This window comes from Pseudarthrobacter adonitolis (assembly GCF_055412845.1).
On the sequence record NZ_JBVAYW010000003.1, the window covers coordinates 207,516 to 224,818 of the forward strand.

Annotated in this window: 17 protein-coding genes; 1 reads left to right on the forward strand and 16 read right to left on the reverse strand. The window is 62.9% G+C overall.

Going from position 1 to position 17,303, the window contains the following annotated elements; all coding sequences use genetic code 11:
* Position 1 precedes the first annotated feature (1 nt).
* The 10 genes from atpD to ACZYZ4_RS05690 all read right to left on the reverse strand — a co-directional run bounded on the left by atpD (position 2) and on the right by ACZYZ4_RS05690 (position 8,856).
* Positions 2 to 1,456 carry a F0F1 ATP synthase subunit beta gene (atpD, locus tag ACZYZ4_RS05645; RefSeq protein WP_463858946.1) on the reverse strand — a complete coding sequence of 485 codons (1,455 nt, stop codon included), beginning with the start codon at positions 1,454 to 1,456 and terminating at the stop codon, positions 2 to 4.
* Between the two features lie 80 nt (positions 1,457 to 1,536).
* Positions 1,537 to 2,430 carry a F0F1 ATP synthase subunit gamma gene (locus ACZYZ4_RS05650; RefSeq protein WP_463858948.1) on the reverse strand — a complete coding sequence of 298 codons (894 nt, stop codon included), beginning with the start codon at positions 2,428 to 2,430 and terminating at the stop codon, positions 1,537 to 1,539.
* A 74-nt stretch (positions 2,431 to 2,504) separates the two neighbouring features.
* Positions 2,505 to 4,142: a F0F1 ATP synthase subunit alpha gene (atpA, locus tag ACZYZ4_RS05655; protein WP_463859097.1), complete on the reverse strand. Its 1,638-nt coding sequence runs from the start codon at positions 4,140 to 4,142 to the stop codon at positions 2,505 to 2,507.
* 83 nt (positions 4,143 to 4,225) lie between these two features.
* Positions 4,226 to 5,053 (reverse strand): F0F1 ATP synthase subunit delta, encoded by an 828-nt coding sequence (locus tag ACZYZ4_RS05660; protein WP_463858949.1) that lies wholly within the window; start codon positions 5,051 to 5,053, stop codon positions 4,226 to 4,228.
* Positions 5,053 to 5,604, reverse strand: a complete 552-nt coding sequence (locus tag ACZYZ4_RS05665) for a F0F1 ATP synthase subunit B (protein WP_463858951.1) — start codon at positions 5,602 to 5,604, stop codon at positions 5,053 to 5,055. The genes ACZYZ4_RS05660 and ACZYZ4_RS05665 overlap by 1 nt, the downstream gene beginning before the upstream one ends.
* A gap of 56 nt (positions 5,605 to 5,660) precedes the next feature.
* Entirely contained in the window at positions 5,661 to 5,876 is a 216-nt protein-coding gene (gene atpE / locus ACZYZ4_RS05670; protein ID WP_282328946.1) for an ATP synthase F0 subunit C, read from the reverse strand.
* Positions 5,877 to 5,955: 79 nt separating this feature from the next.
* Positions 5,956 to 6,756: a F0F1 ATP synthase subunit A gene (atpB, locus tag ACZYZ4_RS05675; protein ID WP_056349417.1), complete on the reverse strand. Its 801-nt coding sequence runs from the start codon at positions 6,754 to 6,756 to the stop codon at positions 5,956 to 5,958.
* A gap of 81 nt (positions 6,757 to 6,837) precedes the next feature.
* Positions 6,838 to 7,176, reverse strand: a complete 339-nt coding sequence (locus tag ACZYZ4_RS05680; protein ID WP_463858954.1) for a hypothetical protein — start codon at positions 7,174 to 7,176, stop codon at positions 6,838 to 6,840.
* Positions 7,169 to 7,651: a Cg1360 family ATP-synthase-associated protein gene (locus tag ACZYZ4_RS05685; protein WP_463858955.1), complete on the reverse strand. Its 483-nt coding sequence runs from the start codon at positions 7,649 to 7,651 to the stop codon at positions 7,169 to 7,171. Before ACZYZ4_RS05685 ends, ACZYZ4_RS05680 begins: the two co-directional genes overlap by 8 nt.
* A gap of 92 nt (positions 7,652 to 7,743) precedes the next feature.
* Positions 7,744 to 8,856 carry an MraY family glycosyltransferase gene (locus ACZYZ4_RS05690; RefSeq protein WP_463858956.1) on the reverse strand — a complete coding sequence of 371 codons (1,113 nt, stop codon included), beginning with the start codon at positions 8,854 to 8,856 and terminating at the stop codon, positions 7,744 to 7,746.
* 293 nt (positions 8,857 to 9,149) lie between these two features.
* Here ACZYZ4_RS05690 and ACZYZ4_RS05695 point away from each other — a divergent pair, with 293 nt between their 5' ends.
* The gene (locus ACZYZ4_RS05695) at positions 9,150 to 10,046 is read left to right on the forward strand and encodes a glycosyltransferase (RefSeq protein WP_463858958.1); all 897 of its coding nucleotides are present in this window, start codon (positions 9,150 to 9,152) and stop codon (positions 10,044 to 10,046) included.
* On the opposite strand, the gene ACZYZ4_RS05700 is transcribed toward ACZYZ4_RS05695, so the two are convergent.
* From ACZYZ4_RS05700 to thrB, 6 genes are all read right to left on the reverse strand, one after another.
* Positions 10,043 to 10,801: a WecB/TagA/CpsF family glycosyltransferase gene (locus ACZYZ4_RS05700; protein WP_463858960.1), complete on the reverse strand. Its 759-nt coding sequence runs from the start codon at positions 10,799 to 10,801 to the stop codon at positions 10,043 to 10,045. The two genes, ACZYZ4_RS05695 and ACZYZ4_RS05700, sit on opposite strands and share 4 nt — an antisense overlap.
* A complete protein-coding gene (locus ACZYZ4_RS05705) occupies positions 10,798 to 11,601 on the reverse strand; it encodes an L-threonylcarbamoyladenylate synthase (RefSeq protein WP_463858962.1) in 804 nt (267 codons plus the stop codon). Before ACZYZ4_RS05705 ends, ACZYZ4_RS05700 begins: the two co-directional genes overlap by 4 nt.
* Positions 11,602 to 11,616: 15 nt before the next feature.
* A complete protein-coding gene (gene prmC / locus ACZYZ4_RS05710) occupies positions 11,617 to 12,486 on the reverse strand; it encodes a peptide chain release factor N(5)-glutamine methyltransferase (RefSeq protein ID WP_463858964.1) in 870 nt (289 codons plus the stop codon).
* Between the two features lie 11 nt (positions 12,487 to 12,497).
* The gene (prfA, locus tag ACZYZ4_RS05715) at positions 12,498 to 13,571 is read right to left on the reverse strand and encodes a peptide chain release factor 1 (RefSeq protein ID WP_354252223.1); all 1,074 of its coding nucleotides are present in this window, start codon (positions 13,569 to 13,571) and stop codon (positions 12,498 to 12,500) included.
* A 256-nt stretch (positions 13,572 to 13,827) separates the two neighbouring features.
* Entirely contained in the window at positions 13,828 to 16,026 is a 2,199-nt protein-coding gene (gene rho / locus ACZYZ4_RS05720) for a transcription termination factor Rho (RefSeq protein ID WP_463858966.1), read from the reverse strand.
* A 301-nt stretch (positions 16,027 to 16,327) separates the two neighbouring features.
* Positions 16,328 to 17,302 (reverse strand): homoserine kinase, encoded by a 975-nt coding sequence (thrB, locus tag ACZYZ4_RS05725; RefSeq protein ID WP_463858968.1) that lies wholly within the window; start codon positions 17,300 to 17,302, stop codon positions 16,328 to 16,330.
* Position 17,303 lies beyond the last annotated feature (1 nt).

Genomic DNA, 17,303 nt, shown 5'->3' on the forward strand with positions numbered 1-17,303 from the left:
ATTACTTGGTCTGTTCCTGGATCTTGGCCCACTGGCGCTCAACATCGTCCAGGCCGCCGACGTTGAAGAACGCCTGTTCTGCAACGTGGTCAAGGTCGCCGTCGCAGATAGCGGTGAAGCCTTCAACCGTGTCCTTGATGGTAACGGTGGAGCCTTCGACGCCGGTGAACTGCTTGGCGGTGTAGGTGTTCTGGGAGAGGAACTGCTGGATACGGCGTGCACGCGACACGACGATCTTGTCCTCTTCCGACAGTTCGTCAACACCGAGGATGGCGATGATGTCCTGGAGTTCCTTGTTCTTCTGCAGAATCTGCTTCACACGGACAGCCGTGTTGTAGTGGTCCTGACCGATGTACTGCGGGTCCAGGATGCGGGACGTCGACGTCAGCGGGTCAACGGCCGGGTACAGACCACGGGAAGCAATTTCACGGGAAAGTTCCGTGGTTGCATCCAGGTGTGCGAAGGTCGTGGCCGGGGCCGGGTCAGTGTAGTCATCTGCGGGAACGTAGATGGCCTGCATCGAGGTGATCGAGTGGCCCTTGGTGGACGTGATGCGCTCCTGAAGGAGACCCATCTCGTCAGCCAGGTTGGGCTGGTAGCCCACGGCCGACGGCATGCGGCCGAGGAGGGTGGAAACCTCGGAGCCTGCCTGGGTGAAGCGGAAGATGTTGTCAATGAAGAGCAGCACGTCCTGGTTCTGCACATCGCGGAAGTACTCCGCCATTGTGAGCGCAGACAGGGCGACCCTCAACCGCGTTCCCGGCGGCTCATCCATCTGGCCGAATACAAGGGCGGTGTCCTTGAGGACCCCTGCCTCTTCCATTTCAACCCAGAGGTCGTTGCCTTCACGGGTACGCTCGCCAACACCGGCGAATACCGAGGTACCACCGAAGTTACGGGCCACACGGGTGATCATTTCCTGGATCAGAACCGTCTTGCCCACGCCGGCGCCGCCGAACAGGCCAATCTTTCCACCCTTGATGTACGGGGTGAGGAGGTCGATGACCTTGATGCCGGTTTCCAGCATCTCGGTGGAGCCTTCAAGCGTCGCAAAGGCAGGAGCCTTGCGGTGGATCGGCCAGTAGTCCGCAGCCTGGATCTCAGACTCGTCAACGTCCAGCGGCTTGCCGAGGACGTTGAAGATGTGGCCCTTGACGCCGTCGCCCACAGGCACGGTGATCGGAGAACCGGTGTCCACTACGTTGGTGCCGCGGACGAGTCCGTCGGTAGCCTGCAGTGAGATGGCGCGGATGAGGTTGTCACCCAGGTGCAGGGCAACCTCAAACGTGATGGTCTTGGTCTCACCGTTGAGGGTAATCTCCGTGGTGAGGGCGTTGTAAATCGAGGGGATTGCGTCAGCCGGGAATTCGACGTCGACAACCGGGCCAATAACACGTGCAATACGGCCGGTGGCACCGGACGTTGCGGCTACGTGTTCGGTAGCAGTGGCAGTCATCTCTCTCACTTCACTCAGTAGATGGCGTGGGGTTTAAGTTTGTTCTTTAGTGCAGGTACAGCTGGACCGGACCGTGCAGGCTAAGACGCGTTCAAGGCGTCGGCACCGGCAACAATTTCGGAAAGCTCCTGCGTAATTTCAGCCTGACGGGCAGTGTTGCGCAGACGCGTGTACTTCTTGATGAGGTCCGTGGCGTTGTCACCGGCGGACTTCATGGCCCGCTGGCGGGCTGCAAGCTCGGAAGCTGCTGCCTGCAACATGGCGGCGAAAATGCGTGACTCGATGTAGCGCGGGAGAAGGGCATCAAGAACCTGCTCCGCTTCCGGCTCGAATTCGTAGAGCGGCAGGAGGTCCGACTCGGACGCGGCCTGCTCTTCGACAACCTCGAGCGGAAGCAGACGGATAACCGTCGGCTCCTGCGTCACCATGGACTTGAAGCGGGTGTACACGACATGGATCTCATCGACACCACCCTCTTCGTAGTCTGTCGCGAAGGCTTCGAGCAATGCCGCGCCAACCTCACGTGCAGTCCCAAACTCCGGCGCATCAGTGTTGCCGGTCCACACGCGCTCGTAAGAAAGGTTACGGAAGTCGAAGTACGCCTGTGCCTTGCGGCCCATCACGTACGTCTTGACTTCTTTGCCCTCCTCGTGGAGCAGCTCGGTGAGACCAACCGCCTGTTTAAGCACAGTCGCCGAGTATGATCCTGCAAGGCCGCGGTCTGCACTGATGACCAGGACAGCCGCCCGGCGGATTTGCGCCGGCTCGGTGACCAGCGGGTGGTCGATTTCGCTCTGGCTTGCGACAGCAGAAACGGCACGCGTAATCGCGTTTGCGTAAGGCAGTGAAGCCGCTACGCGTGCGCGGGCCTTGCCAATGCGCGAGGTAGCGATCAGTTCCATCGCCTTGAAGATCTTGCGCATCGACGTGGTCGAGCTGATCTTCTGGCGGTAGACCCGAATCTGGGCTCCCATACTTTTCCTTTCCTAAGATCCCGATGGCCGGGACTGCCGGAACCTCAGGGTTCCGGCAGTCCCTGCCAGCGAAACTAGCGCTTCTGCTTGACGATCTTTTCCTGGTCTACATCGGCTTCCGAGATAGCTTCGTGCTCCTCGTGGCCGGCGCCTACCAGGCGGTTGTCACCCTCACCGAAGAAGCCCTTTTTGAAGCTCACAATCGCGGTCTTCAGTGCTTCAGCGGTGTCATCGTCCATAACGTTGGTCTGCGCCAGCGTGGTCAGGATGGAGGACTTGTGCTTGAGGTGCTCCAGGAATTCGGTCTCAAAGCGGTTGATGTCCTCAACCGGAACCTCGTCGAGGTGGCCGTTGGTACCGGCCCAGATGGACACAACCTGGTTCTCGATCGGGAACGGTGAGTACTGGCCCTGCTTGAGCAGTTCCATCAGGCGGGCGCCGCGGGTCAGCTGCTGGCGCGATGCGGCATCGAGGTCCGATGCGAACATGGCGAAAGCCTGCATGTCGCGGTACTGCGCGAGTTCCAGCTTCAAAGTACCGGAGACCTTCTTCATGGACTTGACCTGCGCAGCACCACCAACGCGGGAGACAGAGACACCCACGTCGACGGCCGGACGCTGGTTGGCGTTGAAGAGGTCCGACTGCAGGAAGATCTGGCCATCGGTAATGGAGATCACGTTGGTCGGGATGTAGGCAGAGACGTCGTTTGCCTTGGTTTCGATGAGCGGCAGGCCGGTCATCGAGCCGGCACCGAGCTCGTCGGAGAGCTTGGCACAACGCTCCAGCAGACGGGAGTGCAAGTAGAAGACGTCGCCCGGGTAGGCTTCGCGTCCCGGCGGGCGCCGCAGCAGCAGTGAAACTGCACGGTAGGCCTCGGCCTGCTTGGAGAGGTCATCAAACACGATGAGGACGTGCTTGCCGCCGTACATCCAGTGCTGGCCGATGGCCGAACCGGCGTACGGTGCCAGGTACTTGAAGCCTGCGGGGTCAGACGCGGGGGAAGCCACAATGGTGGTGTATTCCAGTGCGCCGTTGTCCTCAAGTGTCTGACGGACAGCCGCAATGGTGGATGCCTTCTGACCGATTGCCACGTAGATGCAACGCACCTGCTTGGTCACATCGCCGGAAGCCCAGTTGGCCTTCTGGTTGATGATGGTGTCGATGGCGATAGCCGACTTGCCGGTCTGGCGGTCACCGATGATCAGCTGACGCTGACCGCGGCCGATCGGGATCATGGCGTCGATAGCCTTCAGACCGGTCTGCATCGGCTCGTGGACCGACTTACGCTGGGTCACGCCGGGCGCCTGGAGTTCCAGTGCACGGGTGGTTTCGGCCTTGATCTCGCCGAGGTCGTCGATGGGCTGGCCCAGGGGGTCAACCACACGGCCGAGGAAGGCGTCGCCTACCGGTACGGACAGAACCTGACCCGTGCGGTGGACTTCCTGGCCCTCTTCGATTCCGGTGAAGTCACCGAGTACGATGACACCGATCTCGCGGACGTCAAGGTTCTGGGCCAGGCCCAGGGTGCCGTCTTCAAAGCGAAGCAGCTCGTTCGCCATGACCGAGGGAAGGCCCTCAACACGGGCGATGCCGTCACCTGCGGTTGTTACACGGCCAACCTCTACGCGCTCTGCGTTTCCGGGTTCGTAGGACGCCGCGAACTCGTTCAACGCATTACGGACGTCGTCGGCGTTGATGGTCAATTCGGCCATCTGCAGTCCCTGCTCTCCTGTTTTCGTGATCATCGTTGCTCACGATGACCGGGGTTTCGTTTCGTTAAGTTGTGCTTGTCCGGCTAACCGGCCAGTTGGCGGTGAAGCTGTCCCAGCCGGGTGATAACCGAAGCGTCAAGCACTTCGTCACCCACCTGGACACGGATTCCGCCGATCAGTTCAGGATCAACGGTGATGTTGATCTTGAGCTCGCGACCGTACAGGGAATTAAGCCCTGCCCGGAGGCGGCCGAACTGCGTCTCCGTCAAGGGACGGGTGACGCTGACCGTTGCAATCCAGCGCTGCTGCCGTTTGGCTGCAAGCTCGGCGAACCGGGCTACGAGCCTCGTTGGCTTGATGCCGCGCGGCTGGGAAACTGCCTGCCCAATGAGGGCTTTTGCTTCCTCGCCTGCGCCGGGCTGCAGCTTCTGCGCCAACCCGATCTTCGCTGCAGCACTGGCCTGCGGCTCCGACAGAGCACGTTGTACCTCATGGTTGGAGGCCACGGCCTGGTTGAAGGAGAACAGATCGTTCTCCAGCTCTTCCAGCCCAGAGATTCCGGAGGCAGAAACGGCCGACTTGTTTTCAGCAACGGCAATGACCACCGTTGCGGCAAGCGTCTCGAGTGCATCGCCGATATCTCGGGCCGATGCCCAGCGTGAACTGGCCAGTCCGCCCGCGATGTCCGCAGCCTCAGCGGAGACTTTTCCGCCAACAAGCTGCTTGACCAGCGCCGACTTTTCGTCACCGGTGCGGGACGGGTCAGTCAGGGCGCGGCGCAAACCAGCCGAGCTGTCCACCGTTCCCAGGATTCCGAAGAGTTCCTTAGCCAACTGCAGCGAGGCCAACGGAAGCTTTGCTTCCAGTTGGGTCAGCGCCGTGGTCAGCGATTCGCTCGATACACCTGACATTACTTAGCTGCACCTGCGTTCTGGTTCTCCAGATCTGCCAGGAAGCGGTCAACCACACGGGCAGAACGCTCGTCGTCGTTGAGTGCTTCGCCAACGATGCGGCCTGCCAGCGTGGTGGCCAGCGTGCCTACCTCGGAGCGCAGGGACACAACTGCGGCCTGGCGCTCCGATTCGATCTGCACATGTGCCTGGGCCGTGATGCGGGCAGACTCAGAGGCGGCCTTTTCCTTCAGATCTGCAAGGATCTGGGCGCCTTCAGCACGGGCTTCCTCGCGGATGCGGTTAGCTTCCGCGCGGGCGTCCGCGAGCTGCTGCTTGTACTCTTCGAGGGCGGCTGATGCTTCTGCCTGGGCCTTTTCAGCCTTGGCAATGCCGCCTTCGATCGCCTCTGCGCGCTCTGCAAACGTCTTCTCGAACATCGGGACAACGAACTTGACCACGATGAACATGAGGACAGCAAAGCCCGCAAGGACAACGCCCATTTCCCAGACGTTGGGTACCAGTGGGTTAGTCTCGCCCTCTGTGGCGGCTGAGATGATCACCTGGTTCATAATTCACCCGTCCTTATCTACTCGGTTCTGGATGTTCGCTTGGTTCTGAAGTCAGACTAGAGAACGAAAGCGAAGACCAGGCCGAGGATGGCGAGGGCTTCAGTCAGCGCAAGGCCGAGGAATGCGATCGGCTGCAGGACGCGCTGGGCTTCCGGCTGACGTGCTACGCCGTTGATGTAAGCGGCGAACACGAGACCAACACCGATACCACCGCCGATGGCGGAGAGACCGTAGCCGATGAGGTTGAGGGAGCCGTTAATGGAGCCTTCCATTTTTCTTCCTTTCAAGATGCCACCCGTGTGGCAGGTTGTTTGGTTTGCTTCATCCCCGTGAGGGGAAGTGTGTGGGTGCCTAGTGGCTGTCCGCGTGCAGTGCGCCTTCGATGTAAATGGCGGTCAGCAGCGTGAAGACGTAGGCCTGCAGGGCCATGATCAGCGCTTCCAGCATGTACATGGCGACGGCGCCGGCGATGACCAGAAGGGAGGTTCCCTTGAGCAGGATGTTCTCCTGCATCACGAGGAACTCAATGCCCGAACCGGCGATCATGACGATCAGGTGTCCTGCCAGCATGGTGGCGAAAAGACGGAGGCTGTGTGTGACCGGCCGGACCAGGAAGTTCGAGATGATCTCGATCGGGATCACAATCGGGAGAATGTACACCGGGACGCCGGACGGCACGGTGGCCAGCTTGAAGTATTTCAGGCCGTTCTTCTTGATGCCGATGGCAATCCAGGTGACGTATACAATGCCGGCGAGGACATAGGCGCCGCCAACGTGCGAGAAGCTCGGGAGCTGGATCACGGGAATGGCGCCGTAGATGTTGTTCACCAGAATGAAGAAGAAAAGGCTGAACAACAGCGGGACATACTTCATGAAGTCTTTGCCGCCGATAATGTCTTTTGCAATGCCGTTTCGGACAAAGCCATAAGCCATTTCACCAGCGAACTGGAGCTTGCCGGGAACAAGCTGCTGCTTCCGCGCAGCTAGCAGAAAGAATGTGGCGATAATGACGACCGACAGGATTACGAGCAGCATCTGCTTGGAGAATCCGTCAGCCACCCCCCACGGCAGGATTGCCGGCAGGTGCATTTCTTCAATTCCAGGAGGATTGAACTCTCCTGAATCTTGGGCCGGGAGCGCAAGCGCGATCAACGCGTTTCCTCTCTGCAGTGTCCATCATTGGGCGTTGGTCGAGGACCCGCGGATTTGTGCTCCGCAGCTCCCCCTGTGAAATTATTTGGCATTTGTGTTTCCGTCCGCGGACGGGCCGCTGTCTGCGCTGCTCTTACCGGCCGTGGTTCTGGAACTGGTAAGGCCATGCATGTGGGAAAGATAGAAACCTCCGAGAGCTCCAAGCAGAGCGCCTGCGAGCACGATCCAGCGGGTTCCCCACAGATAATCCAGACCCCACCCTATCAAACTCCAGACGATGATTCCGCCAATAATGTAGCTAAAGACGGCCATTCCGGCGTTGTATCCGCCGTCGTTGTTTTCGTTCGACACCCCCGGCGTGGGAGCAGCGTTCTTGGGCACGGAGGAACCGTTTTCCGCTGTTCGTTTCCGATCAGACATCGTTTGGATCCTTGGGCTCGGGGTCGTTGTAAATCTGCAGGCGCGCCGTGCTGAAGCCATAGGTTTCGGCGGCCTGCCAGAAAACAACAGTGGCAACGGCACCAATCAGGAACCATTGTTCGTGAAGCCAGGCAGGTGCTCCGATCACAAACAGGACAACTGCGAAACCCACTACCTTGACAAAATAGGTGGCCACGAACATTCCGATGGCACCGGAGGGGTTGTTGCGCCCCATGAAGTGACCCACGAGAAGACTGATGGCGAAGAAGAGCATCACTAGGAGGCCGCCCAAGGTACTGGACAGGACGCCGCTGGGGCCGTTCAGGATCACAGCCGGGATGCCCGCAAGGATCAGTGCGCCTGCACCGGCAGCTGAACTGAGTGCGAGGAGGCGAAGCCACAGGGACCGCGTGGGACCGGAAACGCCAACGGGTCCGCTGCCGGACGCACGTCCGGATTCGGCGTTGGAGGTCATAAGATCCCAATCGTCGGCGCCCTGGGGCTGGGTGGAGGGCAGCTTTGGCTGCCCCTAAATTCTACACGAGATAGAAATAAATCCGAACGCCGTTAGGCCGGCGACTGGTCGCTGTTGCGGTGCAGGTATGGCCAGGCCGTAATTAGGCCCATGACCAGGGTGGCGAAGATGTCCGCGGCCAGTACAACTTGCCAAGGGAAGACTGCAAAAGCCAATCCTCCGAAGGACAGGATGGCGGTCCAGAGGTACATCAGGATCACGGCCGTCCGGTGCGAGTAGCCGATGTCCAGCAGCTTGTGGTGGAGATGGCCGCGGTCTGCGGACCATGGCGAACGTCCCCGCGCCGTCCGGCGGACGACGGCGAGGCCCAGGTCAAGCAGTGGCAGGAACAGCACGGCGAAGGGCAGCAGAATCGGTATGACGGTGGAGATACCGTTGGCGCGATCGTACAGCCCTGAGGTGATCTGGCCGGTGGACACAATGCCGGCGGCGGCCATCAGGAGCCCGATCAGCATGGCGCCGGAATCGCCCATAAAGATCTTGGACGGGAACCAGTTGTGCGGCAGGAAACCGATGCAACTGCCAACGACGACGGCGGTGAGGAGCGTCGCGAGATCGGACTTATCCAGCACGTCTGAGTTGCGGTGCACCCAGTAGGCCGTGAGGAAGAACGCCGCTCCCCCGATGATCGCGACCCCGGCAGCGAGGCCATCCAGCCCGTCAATGAAGTTGAACGCGTTCATGGTGGTCACGATCAGCCCGGCCGTCAGCACCACGCTCAGCATCTCGTTCTCCAGGAAGATCGGTTCCGGGACCCATGGAACGATCGTCATCCGGACTCCCCAGATGGCCACCACCAGGGCTGCGGCGCTCTGGCCGATGAGTTTCACCCACCAACGGATGTCCAGGATGTCGTCCGCGATCCCCACGAGCACGATCAGCGCCGCGCCCGCCAATACGCCCCATGGCGAGAAGTTGTTCCGGTAGATGTCCTTGACGAAGAAGGACTGGCTGGCCACGATGAGGGCCACCAGTATGCCAAGAAAGATGGCCACACCGCCCAGCCGGGATACCGGCGTCGAATGCATGTCGCGGCTGCGGATGGGGGCGTGGAGTTCAAGCCGGTTGCCGATGACCCGGGCAGCCCATGTGGCCCCGTAGGACACGACGGCAGCCGTCAGCCCCATAAGCAGGTACATAATCATGCGATAGCGGCCGTTTCGTCGGTGTGCGGCGCAACCCTGCGGCTGCGCACGGGCATGGACAGCAGCCCGAACAGGTGGTCCTCGATCGATGGGCTCACTGGCGGGGAATCTGACTTTCGATAAATGAAACTTCTCCGTCGCCGGGCGCGCAGCAGGCAGTGCTTGGTGCCTTACAGGGCTGTATTACAGTGGACTCTAGTCAAGATACTAGCGCCAACGGCTCCATGGCTTCGCGCCACACTGGCGCATTGCGAGCGGGGAATCCCCTGAAGGCCATGCTGAAAGGAATCCCCATGACCGTCCGGGTTGCAGTTGCCGCCGTGACATTTAACCGTCACAAAGAACTCTCCGTCCTGCTGGACGCCATTAATGCGCAGTCCGCGGCCGTGGACACTATCTGCCTTGTCGACAGCGGCACGGACCCGGCACGCGACGTTGCCGCGCAGCATGCAAATGTCGATTACGTCCGTTCTGAAGCGAACCTCGGCGGGGCAGGCGGCTTTGCCCTCGCCGCGCTGAAGGCCGTGGCCAGCGGAGCCAAATGGGTCTGGATGATGGACGACGACGCCGAGCCGGCAGATCCCGAATGCCTCGCCACGCTGCTGCGTGAGGCTGAGGCACGCAACCTTGAAGCCGTGGTCCCGCTGGTAGTTGCCCCGGGCCATCCCGACCGACTGTCCTTCTTCTTCCGGCTGGACGGAAAAGTCACCCACGATCGGGCCGAACTGGAAAAAGTGGGCTTCCTGCCCAACGACGGACACTTCTTCAACGGTGCCCTGATCCGGTCCGATGTGTTTTTCAAGGTAGGCCTGCCGGACATGCGCCTCTTCATCCGCGGCGACGAGGTGGACTTCACCATCCGCCTGCGCAAGGCGGGCATCCGGTTCGGCACGGTGACCACCACTGCCATCACCCACCCGCACGCATTTTCAGAGACGCAGCATGTCTTTGGTGCACGCTGGCATGTGATCGTGCCGGATTCCGCGTTCAAACGCTACTATTACTACCGCAACCGCGGGTACCTGATCCGGCGCTATTTCCGGGTGAAGTCGCTGGTGGCCGACGTCGGCGGCTACCTAGGCTATTTTGCGCAGCGCCGCGACCTGCCGGGATTTCTCGCCTGGGCAAGGACCTTCACCAAGGGACTGCGGGCCAAGGGCTTCGCGCCGCTGGATGACCAGAAGTTCTAGGACACGCGCCGCAGCCGGCGGCGGACCAGCAGCCAGAGCAGTACCCACGGCTCGCCAAACACCCGGTACGCCACGCGGCGCGGATGCAGCAGCAGGCGCCAGGCCCATTCCAGCCCGAGCCGCCCGAGCCAGCGGGGCGCAAGCTTCTGGATTCCGGCCAACTGCTCGATCGCGCCGCCCACGGTGCAGTAAATGGCTGGCGGAAGCGTGCCAAGCCGGCGCTGCAGCACTGATTCCTGCAGCGGCATGCCCAACCCGAGCAGGACGAGCTGGGGTTGCTGCTCCGCGAGCCACGCCACCGCGGCCGTTTCGACGTCGTCGTTCCAGCGTTCGCCGGGCAGGCCCGCCACCGTTGCACCGGGAACAATGCTCCGGAGTTTTTCGACGGCTAAGGCGTTAGCCTCGGCGCCGGCGCCAACCACCGCAATCCGCTGCAGGCCGGCAACCTTGCCCAGGGACGGCAACCAGTCCGTGGAACCCAGCCGGTACTCCATGACCGGCCCCACGGCTTTGCGCGTCCGGCCCCACAGCCACAGCACCGGCGCCCCGTCGAGGAGGACCACGTCGCTGTCCTCATAGACGGAACGAAAGCCGGCGTCTGAATGTGTCAGCGTGACACTGTGCAGGTTATGTCCGACGACGGTCCGTTTGCTCCCGTCGGCGACGAACCCCGCCAGCACCTCAAGCAGTTCGTCCACCTTGAGCGGTGTGGCGTCCACACCAAGGACGGGGATGTGCTGGCGCGCCAGGCTCATCCGTCCGTCTCCCGGACCGGGGCGGCCGGCTCGTCAATTGCTTTTTCAGCTACCGGCTCTTCAGCTGCCGGCTCTTCAGCTGCCGATTCGGCCGGCAAAGCGACTACTTCAGATTCTTCCTCGGGCTCAGCCATCGGAATTTCGCCCAGGCCCAAGACACCGGGAACGTACTCCCGGAGTTGCTCCAGGGACACGGCGCCGTTGCGCACCACGCGCAGGAGCGGACCGGTGGCGTCCACAATGGTGGAGGGCACGGCGTCGGTTCCTTCCAGCGGCCGGAAACCGCCTTCAAGGTAGACCTCCACAGACTCCGCGAGTTGGGCCCGTGCCTCCGCGGCGGTCTGCGCCGGCGGCTGGCCGGTCCGGTTGGCGGAGGACACAGCCAGCGGACCGGTCAGCGTCAGGAGTTCCTGGGCCACTTCGTCGGCGGGCATGCGCAGGGCCACCGTTCCCTGGGTCTCGCCCAGATCCCAGTCCAAGGACGGCTGGGCGTGCAGGATCAGGGTCAGTCCCCCCGGCCAAAACGCCTCGGCGAGCTTACGGGCATCAGCGGAAACATCCGTGGCCAGCCCGTCCAGGGCATTGATCCGGGGAATCAGTACCGGCGGCGGCATGGTGCGGCTCCGGCCTTTGGAGGCCAACAGCATGGTGACCGCCTGCGGTGAGAAGGCATCGGCGGCAATCCCGTAGACCGTATCCGTGGGTAACACCACGCACTTCTTTTCGCCGATGGCACGCTGGGCATGCTCCAGGCCAAGGGCGCGCTGATCCTCTGACGTGCAGTTGTAGGTTGTGGTCACTGGCCTATTCTTTCATCACTCGTGGTGCGGACCGGCAAGGACGGCGCTGGTGGCGCGTTCCTTGCCGTTGAGGTCCAGGTGCGTAGTGATCTCCGACCAGGCACCCGACCGCTGCATCATGCCGGCGATCCAGCTGGCCTGGACTTCCGCGTGTTCCATCACGAAGTAGCCGCCGGAAACCAGCAGTCGCGCGGCCGAGGCAGCCGCCGCCGTCGGAAGTTCCATGCCGTCCGCTCCCCCGCCGTACAGGGCTTCGGGAGGGTCGTGCAGGGCAACTTCGGGTTCATTCGGGATGGCTTCGGCGGGAATGTAGGGCGGGTTGGAGATCACGACGTCGAAGGTTCCGTTGAGTTCCGGCAGCGCGCTGCGGAGGTCCCCCAGCACCAGTTTGACGCCCAGGGGCGCCAGGTTCCTGGCTGCCCATGCATGGGCGAACGGACTGTACTCGACCGCGTGGACTTCCGCGCCGGGCACCTCGTGGGCAATGGAGCCGGCGATCGCGCCCGACCCCGTTCCCAGGTCCACAATCCGCGGGTGTGCCATGCCCTTCACGTGGTCGATGACCAGTTGGACAACGGACTCTGTTTCGGGCCGGGGGATAAAGACCCCGGGCCCGACCGCAAGCTCCAGGTACCGGAAATGCGCCACGCCGGTGATGTGCTGCAGCGGGATCCGTTGGGCCCGTTCAGCAACAAGTTCGGCATACCCAACAGGCGCTGGAGTGTCCCCCAGCATCATCGCCCGGAGCCTGCCGAGCCCCACACCGAGCAGGTGGTCCGCCAGGAGTTCCGCGTCGACGCGGGGGCTGGGGACCCCGGCGTCCCGGAGGATCGCCGTGGCCTCGCTGACGGCAGCCGCGAGGGACTGCTCCGACCCGAGTGTCATGGGCGCCGGGGCTAGTCGCCGATGGCGTCCAGGCGTGCCTGTTCGTCCATCTCGATGGCGGACTGGATAACCGGTTCCAGGTCACCGTTCATGACCTGGTCCAGGTTGTATGCCTTGTAGCCGGTGCGGTGGTCCGCGATCCGGTTTTCCGGGTAGTTGTACGTGCGGATGCGCTCAGAACGGTCCATGGTGCGGATCTGGGACTTACGCTGGGCCGAGTTCTCGGCGTCGATAATTTCCTGCTGGTGCGCCAGGATGCGGGCGCGGAGCACGCGCATGCCTGCTTCGCGGTTCTGCAGCTGGGATTTCTCGTTCTGCATGGCCACCACAATGCCGGTGGGAAGGTGCGTGATGCGGACAGCTGAGTCCGTGGTGTTCACGGACTGGCCACCGGGACCCGAGGAGCGGTAGACGTCGATCTTAAGGTCGTTCTGGTTGATGTCCAGCTCTTCGGGCTCGTCAACTTCGGGAAGGACCAGGACGCCGGCAGCAGAAGTGTGGATGCGGCCCTGGGATTCGGTGACGGGCACACGCTGCACGCGGTGGACGCCGCCTTCGAACTTGAGCCGCGCGTAGACGCCCTCGGCAGGATCGTTTGAGTTGCCTTTGACGGCCATCTGGACGTCCTTGTAGCCACCGAGATCGGATTCGTTGGCTGAGATGAGTTCAGTCTTCCAGCCGCGGGATTCCGCGTACCGGGTGTACATCCGCAGGAGGTCGCCGGCGAAAAGTGCGGCTTCGTCGCCACCTTCACCGCCCTTGACCTCGAGGATCACGTTGCGGGCGTCGTCAGGGTCCCGCGGAATGAGCAGCCGGCGCAGGTTGGCCGAAGCAGCCTCCAGGGCCACCTCCAGCTCAGGCACCTCGGCCGCGAACTCAGGGTCCTCCGCAGCCATCTCCCTCGCAGCGGCGAGATCGTCCTCCAGGGCATGCCACTTGTTGTATGCCTCCACGATGCCATTGAGCTGCGCAGACCGCCGCCCCAGCTTCCGGGCCAGCCGCTGGTCAGCATAAACAGCCGGATCCCCCAACTGCGCCTGGATAGCATCATGCTCATCAAGCAGGCCCTGTACGGACTCAAACATTTGTCATTACCTTTCAACGCTCTGCGTATAAGTCTAGTAACGCCGGCAGCGGGAGGTGGCGGACCATCGCCGTCGCATATTTTTGCCGGCAAGGGAGTGCGGTCGATGACTCCCAACCTTCGCAAGCTCAGGTCGGGTCCCTCGTCATCTCCCTTGCGGGCCTATCGGAGCGTTGCTGCTGACGTACGCAGTATGTCAGCAGCAACGCGAAGGGGCGGGGCCGGCAAAATATGCGACGGCCCCACCCCCTAGTCAGCTACTTGTCGTTATCCGACTTCGCACCAAGAGTTGTCTTCTGGACCTGCATGAGGAACTCGACGTTGCTCCCGGTCTCCCGGATCTTGTTGGTCAGCAGCTCAAGGCTCTGCTGCGTTTCCAGTCCGGAGAGGACGCGGCGCAGCTTCCACATGATCTTGACTTCCTCGGGGGAAAGCAGGTTCTCTTCACGGCGTGTACCTGACGCGTTGACGTCCACGGCCGGGAAGATACGCTTGTCCGCCAGCTGGCGGGACAGGCGGAGCTCCATGTTGCCGGTGCCCTTGAACTCTTCGAAGATGACCTCGTCCATCTTGGAACCGGTCTCCACGAGGGCGGTTGCCAGGATGGTCAGCGAGCCGCCGTTTTCGATGTTGCGGGCTGCACCGAAGAAACGCTTCGGCGGATAGAGCGCGGCGGAGTCAACGCCACCGGACAGGATACGGCCGGAGGCCGGTGCTGCCAGGTTGTAGGCGCGGCCCAGGCGGGTCATGGAGTCGAGGAGGACCACCACGTCCATGCCCATTTCCACCAGGCGCTTGGCGCGTTCGATGGAGAGCTCGGCCACGGTGGTGTGGTCATCGGCCGGACGGTCGAAGGTGGAGGCAATAACCTCACCCTTGACGGTGCGCTGCATGTCCGTCACTTCTTCGGGGCGTTCGTCAACGAGCACCATCATGAGGTGGACCTCAGGATTGTTGATGGTGATGGCGTTGGCGATGGACTGCAGGATGAGCGTCTTGCCGGCCTTCGGCGGGGAGACGATCAGGCCACGCTGGCCCTTGCCGATCGGGGCAACCAGGTCGATGACGCGGGGGCCGATCTTCTTGGGATCCGTCTCGAGGCGCAGGCGCTCGGACGGGTACAGCGGAACCAGCTTGGCGAATTCGACGCGGTCCTTGAGCTCTTCCGGCGTCTTTCCGTTGACGGAGGTGACGCGGACCAGGGCGTTGAACTTCTGGCGGGCAGTCTGCTGGCTGCGGTCTTCGCCTTCACGCGGTGCACGAATGGCCCCGACGCAGGCGTCGCCCTTGCGCAGGTTGTACTTCTTGACCTGGGCCAGGGAGACGTAAACGTCGTTCGGGCCCGGCAGGTAGCCGGAGGTGCGGATGAACGCGTAGTTCTCCAGCACGTCCAGGATGCCGGCAACGGGCAGCAGGACGTCGTCCTCAGTGACCTCGACGTCGTCGACGTCCGGTCCCTGCGCACGGCCACGACGGCGGTCATTGCGGTCGCGGAAACGGTCGTTGCGGGAGTTGTCCCGGCTGTCCTGGCCGCCACCGGAGCGGTCATTGCGGTCGTTCCGGTCGCGGCGGTTGCGGCGGTTCCGGCGGCTTCCGCCGTCGGAATCATCGTTGTCGCGGCTGTCATCACGGCGGGTGCCTTCACGCTGGCCAGCGTCACGGCTGCCTACGTTGTCGCGGCCACCATCAGTGGTCTCGCGGGCGGTGGTTTCGCGGGCGGTGGTTTCACGGGCCGTGGTGTCGCGGGCGCCACGGGTGCGGCCGCCCTCACGGCGGTCAGCACGCTGGCCGTCGCCGGATTCCGCACCCTGGGTTTCGGTGCGCTGGGTTTCGGTGCGCTGGGTTTCGGTGCGGTCAGCGTGGCGCTGTTCAGCGGCGGGCTGCTCGGCCGGAGCCTCAACGGCTTCTGCCTGTGGTGACGTGGCAGCCGCTTCGCCGCGGCGGCGGTTGCGGGTGCGCGGCTGGCGGCGTTCGCCTTCAGCTGCTGCGCCGGCCTCCACGGGCGCCGACGCCGGAGCCTCAGCGGGTGCAGCGGCCGGAGCTTCAGCGACTGTTGCCGCGGCCGGGGCCGCGACCACTCCGTCGCTGACAGCGCGGCGGCTGCGGCCACGGCCACGGGCACGGGACCCCTCAGCAGCCGGGGCCTCCGAGGTTTCGCTGGCGGCAGCCACCGGTGCTGCAGCGGCCGGGGCTACGTGGTTTGCGGTCGCCTTTTCCGCAGCCCTGGCCGGGGCCTTGCTGGCTGACGTGCCTGCGCGGTGGGCAGAAATGGCGGTCACCAGATCCCCCTTACGCATGCGGGATCCACCGGAAATCCCCAGCTGGCTGGCAAGTGCCTGCAGCTGGGCGAGCTTGAGGCCGGCGAGGCCACTGCTCTTGGCGGGTGCGGCCATTGACGATCCGGCAGCAGAAGTTGATGGTTCCACAGCTGAAGACAGCTCAGTGGTTTCGGTCACGAAGGATCCTTCCCCCTCGACGGCGTCCAGACTGTGAGCTGGACGCGATGATTTTGATCTGGGCTGCAGTTCAGATCTGCAGCCGACATTTTCGGTCTTGCCGGTTGGATTTCGGCCAGCAGGGCCGGATACTGATTCACCTCACGCACCGATTAATGGCGGGGCGCCGGGCTGACGGTTCAGGGGCAGACAATTCAAGGCTGCAGATTCCTGCGACAGACCAAAGCAGGTGGCACCGGAAAATACTGCGCAGTAGGAGATCACTAACAACTGAATGCAGCTGCCGATCAGATAGGCGGAATTACCGCCGGTGCAATTCCACCTTAGCACCTTCGACGTCCACTGCCAGCTTCAGCACACGCCAGCCGATGCCCGGCGTGTTCGCATCTGCAAAGGACTCTATAAACCGGAGCACCGCGCCGGCTTCGGCTTCGCCGTCGGCGAGAACCAGGACCGTAGGTCCGGCACCTGAAACCACCGCCGCGTGGCCCGCGTTGCGCAGTGCCCTGATGAGGGCCGCACTGGGGCGCATCGCTTCGGCCCGGTAGCTCTGGTGAAGGTAATCCTCGGTGCCGGCGTGAAGAAACTCGGGCTTCTGGGTCAGTGCATGGATCAGCAGCGCCGCCCGGCCGGAGTTCATGGCCGCGGCATGATGGCCCACAGACGCCGGCAGCAGGGCGCGCGCGGCCTCAGTGGACAATTCAAAATCGGGGACAGCGACGATGGGAATCACCGAACCGGCCACGGTAGCGCATGTACTGCTGTACTGGTCATTGTCCTGCCATGACAGCGCCAGTCCGCCGAAAATCGCGGGCGCGACGTTGTCCGGATGGCCTTCCATCTCACTGGTCAACTGCAGGATCCAGTCCCGCCCGCGACGCGCTGCTTCGGGCACCATGGCGTTGGCAGCCGAGACGGCCGCCACCACGGCCGATGCCGATGATCCCAGGCCGCGGCCATGGGGGTTGACGTTCGTCGCCGTGATCCTGAGTCCGCCGTGCCGGTAACCCAGCCGGGTAAAGGCAGACTCCATCGCCCGGACCACCAGGTGGCTGGCATCCTGTGGCAGCGTGTCCGCACCCTCGCCGCTGAGCTCGAAGACGAGCTCAGCGGATTCAAGGCTTTCCACCGTCAGAGTGTCGTGTAGTGCCAGGGCGAGGCCCAGGCTGTCGTAACCCGGCCCGAGGTTGGCACTGGTGGCCGGGACCCTGACGGTGACGCGCTGTCCTGCCTCGATGACAGGCAGGTCAACGGTGATGGGCGAGGTGGTTTTCAAG

What these genes read in the sequence shown, in the direction of transcription:
- ACZYZ4_RS05680 (WP_463858954.1), bottom strand. Translation starts at nt 7,176, where the DNA reads ATGTCTGATCGGAAACGAACAGCGGAAAACGGTTCCTCCGTGCCCAAG.
- ACZYZ4_RS05660 (WP_463858949.1), bottom strand. Translation starts at nt 5,053, where the DNA reads ATGTCAGGTGTATCGAGCGAATCGCTGACCACGGCGCTGACCCAACTG.
- atpA (WP_463859097.1), bottom strand. Translation starts at nt 4,142, where the DNA reads ATGGCCGAATTGACCATCAACGCCGACGACGTCCGTAATGCGTTGAAC.
- ACZYZ4_RS05665 (WP_463858951.1), bottom strand. Translation starts at nt 5,604, where the DNA reads ATGAACCAGGTGATCATCTCAGCCGCCACAGAGGGCGAGACTAACCCA.
- prfA (WP_354252223.1), bottom strand. Translation starts at nt 13,571, where the DNA reads ATGTTTGAGTCCGTACAGGGCCTGCTTGATGAGCATGATGCTATCCAG.
- ACZYZ4_RS05700 (WP_463858960.1), bottom strand. Translation starts at nt 10,801, where the DNA reads ATGAGCCTGGCGCGCCAGCACATCCCCGTCCTTGGTGTGGACGCCACA.
- ACZYZ4_RS05695 (WP_463858958.1), top strand. Translation starts at nt 9,150, where the DNA reads ATGACCGTCCGGGTTGCAGTTGCCGCCGTGACATTTAACCGTCACAAA.
- ACZYZ4_RS05690 (WP_463858956.1), bottom strand. Translation starts at nt 8,856, where the DNA reads ATGATTATGTACCTGCTTATGGGGCTGACGGCTGCCGTCGTGTCCTAC.
- ACZYZ4_RS05650 (WP_463858948.1), bottom strand. Translation starts at nt 2,430, where the DNA reads ATGGGAGCCCAGATTCGGGTCTACCGCCAGAAGATCAGCTCGACCACG.
- atpE (WP_282328946.1), bottom strand. Translation starts at nt 5,876, where the DNA reads ATGGAAGGCTCCATTAACGGCTCCCTCAACCTCATCGGCTACGGTCTC.
- atpD (WP_463858946.1), bottom strand. Translation starts at nt 1,456, where the DNA reads ATGACTGCCACTGCTACCGAACACGTAGCCGCAACGTCCGGTGCCACC.
- ACZYZ4_RS05685 (WP_463858955.1), bottom strand. Translation starts at nt 7,651, where the DNA reads ATGACCTCCAACGCCGAATCCGGACGTGCGTCCGGCAGCGGACCCGTT.
- prmC (WP_463858964.1), bottom strand. Translation starts at nt 12,486, where the DNA reads ATGACACTCGGGTCGGAGCAGTCCCTCGCGGCTGCCGTCAGCGAGGCC.